The organism is Thermoanaerobaculia bacterium (assembly GCA_018057705.1).
Classification (GTDB): Bacteria; Acidobacteriota; Thermoanaerobaculia; order Multivoradales; family JAGPDF01; genus JAGPDF01.
This window is the reverse complement of the sequence record JAGPDF010000103.1, coordinates 1-9,241: the sequence shown is the minus strand read 5'-3', so window position 1 is coordinate 9,241 and position 9,241 is coordinate 1. Positions and strand designations below refer to the sequence as shown.

Genomic DNA, 9,241 nt, shown 5'->3' with positions numbered 1-9,241 from the left:
GCCTCGAGCGCACCGTCGTGGCAGAGATCGTGTTCGGTTTCGCCGGTCCAGAGGTCCTCGCCTGGCGGATCGGGAGAACCCGACCGGCCGGCGCCACGTAACTCCTCCATGGCGAAGACGGCAAGCGATCTCCTCAGGAGGGTCCCGCACGGGGCGCCGGCGCTCGGACTGGCGATCGCCCTGCTCGCCGCAGGAGGAACCGCGAGCGCGGCGCCGCCGAACTACCTGGGAACGCTGCCGGCCGGAACGCTGACTTCGGCGATCCCGACGCTCTCCGATCCGACCCAGACCTGGGAGCTCTACCTTCCGCGGAGCTTCGAGCCGAACCGCAAGTGGCCGGTGCTGATCCTGTTCGATCCACGTTCGCGCGGCCGGCTCGCGGCCGAGCTCTTCCAGGGGGCGGCCGACGAGTTCGGCTGGATCCTCGCGAGCTCCAACAACACGATGAGCGACGGGCCGGGCGAGCCCAACGCGCGCGCCATCAACGCCATGATCCCGGACGTCATGAAACGCCTGCCGATCGACGACAAGCGCATCTACGCCGGGGGCTTTTCCGGCGGTGCGGTACTCGCCTGGACGGTCGGTCTCAAGGGGGGTTACCTCGCCGGTGTGATCTCGATCGGTGGCCGGCCGGCCCCCGAGCGCCTGGCGCTGGCGCCGAAGTTCGCCCTCTTCGCTGCTGCCGGCGAGGGGGACTTCAACTATCAGCCGACCCGCGAGCTCGATCGGCTCGCCGCCAAGGCCGGCGTCCCCCATCGTCTCGAGTTCTTTCCCGGACCGCACGCCTGGTGCCCGCCGGCGATGGCGAGACAGGCGGTCGGCTGGCTGGAGGTTCTGGCGATGCGCGACGGCCGGACACCGCGCGATGCCCCGCGGCTCGAAGCCCTGCTCGCCGAGGAGATGGCCGCGGCCGAGCTCCTGGCAGGCACCGGCGAAGCGCTCGCCGCCGGCAGGCGGTTCACACAGATCGCCGAGACGTTCCATGGAATTGGCACCCCTGAGACGCTCGCCCACGCGAGACTGCGCGCCGAGACCCTGCTCGCGTCGGGAAAAGCGAAAAGCGCAGTGAAGGAAGAAAAAGCCGCCGAGAAATTCGAGAGTCTGGCGCTCCGCCGCATCGGCGAAGCCGCCGCGCTTCTGCGGGCGGCGGAGCGGCCGATCGCCGTCGGGGAGCTTCGGCATCTCCTCGCCGTCGATGACACCCTGCATCGACGCGAAAGCGGCGGCATTGCCGGCGCGGCCGCTGGGCGAGCTCTGGCGGCAATCCAGGTCCAGCTCGGTTTCTACCTTTCCCAGGAGCTTTTTGCCGCAGGCGATTACCGTCGAGCCGTACCTGGCCTCGCGCTCGTGGCGGAGATCTTCCCCGACGACGCCTTCCTTCTCTACAACCTTGCCTGCGCCCAGGCGCGCGCAGGGTTGCCGGAAGCAGCGCTCGCCAGTCTCGGCCAGGCGCTCGACCACGGGTTGGCGCAACCGTTACAGATGGCGACCGACGCCGACCTGGCGTCGCTCAGAGAACGGCCAGAGTTCGCTCGCCTGCTCGCCCGGGCGCGGGAAGCCGAATCTGCCCGGGCGACCGAGCCGGCGCCGCCCTAGTAGCCTGAGCGACAGAATCGATCGATTGCGGCGTACTTTCGCCTTGTCGGAGTGCAGACAGTGCCGGCGCACCCATTCGGGGACATACAAAGGGGGGCAGCACGCGCCGGCCATCGCGGCCCACAAGGCACCCCCTTTGTGTGTCCCCGAAGGGTCACGCGCCATGACGGCGGTCATGTCATGGACTCCTCGGAGTCGGCTAGAGTGTCCTCGATGAGCCGGATGAACCGAGGCGCCGTCGGCGCCGCTCTCCTCTGCGGACTCGCGGCAGGCGTGGGCCTCTACACGTTCGCCTACGCGCGTGGCGCCTCGTACATGACCGACGACCCGCGCGCCTGCGCCAACTGCCACGTCATGGAGGAGCAGTACGCCGGATGGAGCCGTTCGAGCCACCGCTCGGTCGCGGTCTGCAACGACTGCCACACGCCGCCGGGATTCCTGCCCAAGTACTTCACCAAGGCCTTGAACGGCTTCAACCACTCGCTCGCCTTCACCACCGGACGCTTTCCCGACCCGATCCAGATCACGCCGCGCAACCACCGGGTGACCCAGAGCTCGTGCAGCAAATGTCACGCGGCGATCGTCGATGCCATCGACGCCACGTCCGCCCATACCGGCGGCGAGCGCCTCGACTGCATCGCCTGCCACCGCAACGTCGGGCACCTTCACTAGCCGGCGCGCGGCGACGCATCGAACCCTTCGCCCAGAGACCTTGAGACCGAGGAGATCCCCATGAACGACCGGCAGAAGACCGAGACCGCGGCCCCCGTCCGTCGCGGCAGAATCCTTCTCGTGACCGTCGTCGCCGCCGTCGCCGGCGCCGTCCTCACGGGCCTCCTGGTGAACATCTTCGAGCACAAGCAGGAGGCCCGGGATCCGTTCTTCCGCGTCGTCGAGATCACCGACGAAACCGAGGATCCGGCGGTCTGGGGCAAGAACTTCCCCGTGCAGTACGACAGCTATCTGAAGACGGTCGATCAGGTCCGCACCCGCTTCGGCGGCAGCGAGGCCGTGCCGCGAACGCCGACCGCCGCCGACCCGCGTTCGATCGTCGCCCAGTCGCGGATCGAGGAGGATCCCCGCCTGAAGACGATGTGGAACGGCTACGCCTTCGCGGTCGACTTCCGCGAGGAGCGCGGCCACGCCTACATGCTCGACGATCAGACCTTCACCGAGCGTCAGGTGGTCGCGAAGCAGCCGGGGACCTGCATGCACTGCCACGGTTCGGTCTACCTGCCGTACAAGAAACTCGGCGGCGGCGACCTGATCAAGGGCTTCGAGGCCATGAACCAGATGCCCTATACGGAGGCCCGCAAGCTCATCTCGCATTCCGTCGCCTGCATCGACTGCCACGATCCGGCGACGATGCAGCTGCGCATTACCCGGCCCGGATTCCTCGAGGGCATCCGCGCCCTCAAGGCCTCCCAGGGCGTGCCGGACTACGATCCGAACAAGATGGCGACGCGCCAGGAGATGCGCAGCTACGTCTGCGGCCAGTGCCATGTCGAGTACTACTTCAAGGGACCCGAGAAGCGCCTGGTCTACCCCTGGGCGAACGGCATCAAGGTCGAGCAGATCCAGGCCTACTACGACGACCTCGACTACAAGGACTGGACGCACAAGACCTCCGGCGCGCCGGCGCTCAAGGCGCAGCACCCCGAGTTCGAAATGTGGAGCCAGGGCGTCCATGCGCGCTCCGGTGTCGCCTGCGCCGACTGTCATATGCCCTACGAGCGCGTCGGTGCCCAGAAGGTCTCCGACCATCACGTGCGAAGCCCCCTGCTGAACATCAACAAGGCCTGTCAGACCTGCCATCGCTGGCCGGAGGAGGAGCTGCGGGCGCGGGTCGAGACGATCCAGGAGCGCACGCAGTTGCTGCGGAATCAGGCCATGGACGCCCTCGTCGCGCTGATCGGGGACCTCGAGGCGGCGGTGGCCGCCGGCCGCACCGACGAGCAGCTCGCGCTGCCCCGCAAGCTCCAGCGGCAGGCGCAGTTCCGGCTCGACTTCGTCGAGGCCGAAAACTCGACCGGCTTCCACGCTCCCGCCGAAGCGGCGCGGATCCTCGGCGAGTCGATCAACCTGGCGCGCGAGGGCCAGATCGCCGTGCGCGACGCCGCCTTCCAGCCGAGCTTCGTCAACACGGCGACGCGCTAGCGCTGTCGCTTCCCGGAAATCCCGGCCGGTGTCCCCTCGCGTCCCGCGCAGGCTGCGGTGGCGCGCGGCGACCCGACCGCCAGCGCCGCGCCGGACCGCTCTGAACTGGAAGATGAACTAGAAGAACAGCTGTGGCAGGCCGAGGGCGCTGCGCATGGCCCGCAGCGCGGCGGAGGCGCCGAGAACGCCCACCAGAATCGCCGCCAGCAAACCGACCACCCGCGCCGGCCGCCGGAACCGGAACGGCGTGATCTCGCCCTCGCCAGCTTCCGCGGGCGCCGGTCGCCCCCAGCAGCGGGGCAGGAACGCCCAGGATCGCTGGCAGTAGCGCCCCCAGCGATCGCCGTACTGCGCCGCCAGCAGCCGCTCCTCGATGCGAATGACGGGCAGGTAGAGAACCAGGAAGGCGAGACCGGCCACTCCCGTCGCCAGCCAGCTTCCGGACAGGATGCAGAAGGCGAGAAGAATCAGGAAGGAGCCCAGGTAGAGTGGATGCCGCATCCTGCTGTAGTCGCCCCAGGTCACCAGCAGCCGCTTCTTGTTGCCGTCGATGTTCCCCAGCGCCCAGAAGCGCAGTCCGACGCCTGCCACGAGGATGCCGGCGCCCAGGCTCCAGCCAACGGCCGCCGAGCCTGCCGGGTCCGTGGAGAAGAGCACGATCGCCAGCAGCACCGGCACCATCAGGAACGAGCCCGCCAGCCGCAGGTAGTTCCGTCGCTTGACTTCGAAATTGCAGTTCGCGGCAGGTCGCAGCAGTCTGGGGAGCAAGATCCGGGGAGCCTAGCGCAGGATCACCTTGCCTGGTGCCTCGCGCCCGCAAAATGCCCGCCGCTGATTCGAGTCAGCCGCTCCGGTCCGCGCCGCCGAGCCAGGCCGAGAGCCCCGTCATCGCCTCGGCGAAGGAGCCCGGCTCGCTCCGCTCGACCCAGCCGATCCAGTCGGCGGAAGCGCGCTCGATCTCGCGGTAGACCCGCTCCGAGAAGCGATTCGACTTCTGGATCTCGTAGTAGAGCAACGGGTTCTCGCGCACGACGCTCTCGGTGGTGGCGAACTGGGAATGGAAGGTCGTCGACCCGACGGCAGTGAGCTCCGCGAAGGAGAGCCCGCTCGTCGCGAGCACCCGCGCAAAGAGAAGGTTCAGGAAGTGCGACAGCCCGAGGACGTAAGAGGCGATCTCGTCGTGGCGCTCGAGCGACAGCGGCACGAGAGTCACCGCGGTCTCGCGAAAGAGGCCGGCGACACGCTCTGTCGCCGCCGGCACGCCACAGTCGCACAGGCAGATGACCTTGTCCGAGAGCGTCCGGGCGCCGGCCCCGAACATCGGATGGATGCTGGTCACCGCGACGCCACGGTCACGCGCCGCGTCCAGCGCCGGCCGCAAGTGCTCCTTGACGCTCGCCACGTCGCAGAGAACACCCCTGTAGCCGAGCCCGGCGATCTCCGCGACCACCCCGGCGACCCGGTCGAGCGGCACCGCGACAAAAACCATCGAGGCGGCCGCGAGACCATCGGCGAGCGCCGCTACCGTTTCGCCGCCTGCCGCCTCACTTGCCTCCGATGTCGCCAGTGCCGCCAACGCCGGGTCGTGGATCAATACGCGATGCCCCTGGGTCTCGAAGAAGCGCACCAGCCACTGCCCCATCTTGCCGGCGCCGCCGACCACGAGGATCGACTCGGACTCGCCGGAGTAGGTCGAGAAGTGATCGATCTCCTGCACCCGGCAGGCCTCTTCGACGAGCTGCCGCATGACGCCGCGCGCCAGCTCCGGCGCGAGCCCCAGCGCCTCGGCGCTCGCGGCAGCCCGCGCCAGCACCCGCTTCTCGACCTCGAAATCGCGCAAAGGAATGCCGGCACCGCGCTTCTCCTGCCCCACCTCGCGCGCCAACTCCATCCGCTCCGCCATCAGCCCCAGCATCGCAGCATCGAGGTTCCGAATCCGCCGCCGCAACCGGTCCAGCCGCTCCTCACTCATCGCCCCTCCGGCGAACAGACTAGCAAGGAGAAGAGAGATGCCGGGCCTCGATGTCCGCGACGAGGGTGCCGAAGGCGGCAGAAAGCTCGGTAAAGGGCACCTCGCGCCACTCCCCAGGCGCGAGGGTGCCGAGGTCGAGGAGGCCGAAGGCGACTCGTTTGAGACTGGTCACTTCGTGACCCGCGGCCTTCATCAGGCGGCGGACCTCCCGGTTCTTGCCCTCCACGAGGGTCACGACCAGGTGCGACTCCCGACCCGACACCTTGCGGACGACCACCTCCGCGGCGCTCAGAGTCTCCGCCGCATCGGCGACCCCTTCCTTTACCAGCAGGCTTTTCTCTTCGTCCCAGCGACCACGGACGCTGACGAGGTAGACGCGCGGGATGGCGTTCGCCGGGTCGGTCAGGACGTCGGCGAGGCGGGTGTCGTTGGTCAGAAGGAGAAGGCCGGAGGTCGCGAGATCGAGCCGGCCGATGGCAATCAGATGGGCCGCAGTGGCGGAGACATCGGAGGCATCGGCGGCATGGGCGGCATGGGCGGCATTGGCGACGAGGTCGAAGACGGTCGGGCGGCCCTGCGGATCGCTGCGCGTCGTGACGACTCCCCGCGGCTTGTGGAGCATCAGGCAGCGGAAGGCGGCGCGGCCCGCGAGCTGGCCGTCGATCGCCAGGCGGGCACTCTCCGGAACCACGGCCCGGTCCGGGTCGAGGCAGACAGTGCCGTCGATCGACACCCTTCCGGCCTCGATCCAGCGCCGCGCCTCGGTCCGCGAGGCCAGCCCGAGCTTCGACAAGGCACGCGCGAGCTCCACCTCACCCGGCCGCAACCGCCGACGCTCGCCCATGATTGGGGATCCTAGCCAAAGCCGGTAGGATTCCCTCTCATCGCACCCTCCCGGAGCTCCCGATGTCCGATCTGCTCGCAGCACCCCCCGCCCTCTCCTCCCAGGATCTGATCGCGCTCGAGGATCGTCACGGCGCCCACAACTATCACCCGCTCGAGATCGTCATCACACGCGGCGAGGGCGTCTGGGTCTGGGACGTCGAGGGCAATCGCTACCTCGATTTTCTCGCCGCCTACTCGGCGGTGAATCAGGGGCACTGCCACCCCCGTCTGGTGCAGCGCCTGACCGAGCAGGCGCAGCGGCTGACCCTCTGCTCGCGCGCCTTCCGCAACGACCAGCTCGGCCAGCTCTGCCAGGAGATCAGCGCGCTCACCGGCTTCGAGCGCTTCCTGCCGATGAACAGCGGCGCCGAGGCGGTCGAGACCGCCGTCAAATTGGCCAGGAAGTGGGGGCAGACCGTCAAGGGCGTGCCGGCGGCCCAGGGCGAGATCCTGGTCTTCGACAACAACTTCCACGGCCGCACGACCACGATCGTCGGCTTCTCCTCGAGCGCCCAGTACCGTGAGGGGTTCGGTCCGTTCGCCGGCGGCTATCGCCTGCTGCCCTTCGGGGATGCCGACGCCGTCCGGACGGCGATGAACGAGCGCACGGTCGCCGTCCTCGTCGAACCGATCCAGGGCGAGGCCGGTATCGTCGTGCCGCCTGCGCGGTATCTCGCGGAGCTCCGCGAGCTCACCGAACGGCACAATGCCCTGCTCATCACCGACGAGATCCAGTCCGGTCTCGGCCGCACCGGGGCGCTCTTCGCCTACCAGCACGACGGCATCCGCCCCGACATCGTGACGCTGGGCAAGGCCCTCTCGGGAGGCTTCTACCCGGTGTCGGGCATCCTCGCCGACAGCGCTCTGATGAACGTCTTCAAGCCGGGCGATCACGGTTCGACCTTCGGCGGCAATCCGCTAGGGGCAGCGGTCGCGCGGGAGGCACTCAAGGTGCTGGTCGAGGAACGGATGATCGAGAACTCGGCGAAGCTCGGCGCCTACGCTCTCGAGCGCCTGCGCGCGATCCGCTCGCCGCACGTCCAGGAGGTCCGCGGACGCGGCCTCTGGATCGGAATCGAGCTCAAGCCGGAAGCCGGGGGCGCGCGCCGATTCTGCGAGCAGCTCGCCACCGAGGGCATCCTGTGCAAGGAGACGCACACCCACGTCATCCGGGTATCGCCGCCACTGGTCATCTCGCGACAGGAGCTCGACTGGGCGCTGGACCGGTTCGAAAAGGTGTTGATGCGTCCATGAGGCCCTCGAAGGCCTCCGTCTCGAGAGGGCGGCTGAACAGGAAGCCCTGCATCTTGTCGCAGTAGAGCATCTCGAGGATGACCATCTGCTCCTCCTCCTCGACGCCTTCGGCGACGACCTCCATGCCGAGCCCGTGGGCGAGCTGGATCACGGCGCCCACGATCTTCGAGTCCTCGCGGCGGCGGCCCAGCTCCCGGATGAACGAGGAGTCGAGCTTGACGGTGTCGATCGGCAGCTCGCGGAGGTAGGAGAGCGAGGAATAGCCGATCCCGAAGTCGTCCACCGCCACGCGCGCACCCCGCTTGCGCAGGTCCGCGAGCGTCGAGACCGGTCCCCCGGCGTGCAGCAGCGCCATGGTCTCGGTGATCTCGAGCTCGAGCGCCGCGGCGGGCAGGCCGGTTTCGCGCAGGATGACGTCGATCTTGGACGACAACTCGGGATTCTCGAAGGCGCGCGCGGTCAGATTGACCGACACCTGAAGATCCTGCTGATAGCGCTCTCGCCAGGCCTGGACCTGCGCGCAGGCCTTGCGCAGAACCCAGTCGCTCAACGCCTCGGAAACCGCGGTGCTCTCGATCAGCGGCAGGAACTTGCCCGGCAGAATGAGGCCGCGGTCCGGGTGCAGCCAGCGCACGAGAGCCTCGACGCCGACGATCTCTCCCGAGCCCGCCCGGACGATCGGCTGGTAGTACAACACGAGATGCTCCTCTTCGAGTCCGGCGCGCAGCGCGCTCTCGAGAACGAAGCGCTCGCGGCTCACGTCCGACATCTCGCTGTCGTAGATGACGACGCCGCCGCGGCCCGCCTCCTTGGCGCGGTACATGGCGGTGTCGGCCTTCCGCAGCAGCGTCGTCGGATCGTCCCCATGGTCGGGGAAGAGGGTGATCCCGATCGAGGCCGCCGCGAAGAGAGAGAGCTCCCCCACCTCGAGGGGCTGCGCCAGGCGGTCGAGGAGCTTGGACGCGATCGCGATCGCGTCGTCGGCGGAGCGGATGCCCGGCAGGAGCAGGGTGAACTCGTCGCCCCCCTGGCGCCCGATCGTGTCGCCTTCGCGCACGCTGTAGCGCAGCCGCTCGGCAACCGCGCCCAGCAGGAGGTCGCCGGTCTCGTGGCCGTAGGTGTCGTTGATCCGCTTGAAGTTGTCGAGGTCGAGAAAGAAGAGCGCAGCGTGATAGTCGGTCCGCCCGCGCCGCGCGATCCACTGCTTCAGCCGGTCGAGGAAGAGCTTGCGGTTCGGCAGCCCGGTGAGGCTGTCGTAGTAGGCGAGCTTCTCGATCTGCAGCGACGCCTCGACGAGCCGGAAGTGCTCGTCTTCGAGCAGCCAGACGACGGTGGCGATTCCCAGCACCGCGACCATCAGCAGATCGAACGGTACGA

General features: G+C 68.5%; 8 protein-coding genes. 4 read left to right on the top strand and 4 right to left on the bottom strand.

All coding sequences use genetic code 11. The annotated features are described in order from the left end of the window. Positions 1-108: 108 nt before the first annotated feature. The 3 genes from KBI44_19755 (at position 109) to KBI44_19745 (ending at position 3,753) form a co-directional block, all read left to right on the top strand. Positions 109-1,596, top strand: coding sequence for a hypothetical protein (locus KBI44_19755; GenBank protein MBP9146718.1), 1,488 nt, complete (start codon positions 109-111; stop codon positions 1,594-1,596). Positions 1,597-1,809: 213 nt separating this feature from the next. Then, a complete protein-coding gene (gene nrfH / locus KBI44_19750) occupies positions 1,810-2,268 on the top strand; it encodes a cytochrome c nitrite reductase small subunit (GenBank protein MBP9146717.1) in 459 nt (152 codons plus the stop codon). A gap of 60 nt (positions 2,269-2,328) precedes the next feature. Continuing rightward, complete coding sequence (locus KBI44_19745) at positions 2,329-3,753, top strand: ammonia-forming cytochrome c nitrite reductase subunit c552 (protein MBP9146716.1); 1,425 nt, start codon at positions 2,329-2,331, stop codon at positions 3,751-3,753. Between the two features lie 117 nt (positions 3,754-3,870). Here KBI44_19745 and KBI44_19740 read toward each other — a convergent pair whose 3' ends face one another. The 3 genes from KBI44_19740 to KBI44_19730 form a co-directional block, all read right to left on the bottom strand. Continuing rightward, positions 3,871-4,521, bottom strand: coding sequence for an isoprenylcysteine carboxylmethyltransferase family protein (locus tag KBI44_19740; protein MBP9146715.1), 651 nt, complete (start codon positions 4,519-4,521; stop codon positions 3,871-3,873). A 73-nt stretch (positions 4,522-4,594) separates the two neighbouring features. Further along, positions 4,595-5,725 (bottom strand): prephenate dehydrogenase/arogenate dehydrogenase family protein, encoded by a 1,131-nt coding sequence (locus tag KBI44_19735; protein MBP9146714.1) that lies wholly within the window; start codon positions 5,723-5,725, stop codon positions 4,595-4,597. A 19-nt stretch (positions 5,726-5,744) separates the two neighbouring features. Beyond that, positions 5,745-6,569 (bottom strand): rRNA pseudouridine synthase, encoded by an 825-nt coding sequence (locus KBI44_19730; GenBank protein ID MBP9146713.1) that lies wholly within the window; start codon positions 6,567-6,569, stop codon positions 5,745-5,747. Between the two features lie 62 nt (positions 6,570-6,631). Here KBI44_19730 and rocD point away from each other — a divergent pair, with 62 nt between their 5' ends. After that, positions 6,632-7,864 (top strand): ornithine--oxo-acid transaminase, encoded by a 1,233-nt coding sequence (gene rocD, locus KBI44_19725; protein ID MBP9146712.1) that lies wholly within the window; start codon positions 6,632-6,634, stop codon positions 7,862-7,864. Here the strand turns inward: rocD and KBI44_19720 are convergent. After that, the coding region (locus KBI44_19720; GenBank protein ID MBP9146711.1) for an EAL domain-containing protein at positions 7,800-9,241 on the bottom strand (1,442 nt) is incomplete at its 5' end. The two genes, rocD and KBI44_19720, sit on opposite strands and share 65 nt — an antisense overlap.